Genomic DNA, 263 nt, shown 5'->3' on the forward strand with positions numbered 1-263 from the left:
TTTTTTTAACGGCACGCGAGCGTCGATAAGATCGATGATATCGGTTCGAGCTAGCAAATCATTAATAAATGAACGTGGAATTCGTCCAGCCATAAGCCCTTTTACGCCTGTTGTTGAACGAGAATAAGCCGCGCTCTCAGAAGAAAGCACGGCCTTTAACTGCGACTACAGTGTCTGCATACGTTGCGGTATAAGCCGCAAAATATTAGTACAGACGAGTACGACGTGCGTTTTCGCGAGCTAATTTTTTAGCGTGACGTTTT

At 44.9% G+C, this 263-nt stretch carries 1 pseudogene; it reads right to left on the reverse strand.

Annotated elements, in window-relative coordinates:
- A pseudogene (locus tag BHE89_RS02130) lies at window positions 1–93 on the reverse strand (CHC2 zinc finger domain-containing protein); the annotation flags it as partial.
- Between the last annotated feature and the right edge of the window lie 170 nt (window positions 94–263).

Source organism: Shigella sp. FC1967, from assembly GCF_001743005.1.
Taxonomy (GTDB): Bacteria; Pseudomonadota; Gammaproteobacteria; order Enterobacterales; family Enterobacteriaceae; genus Proteus.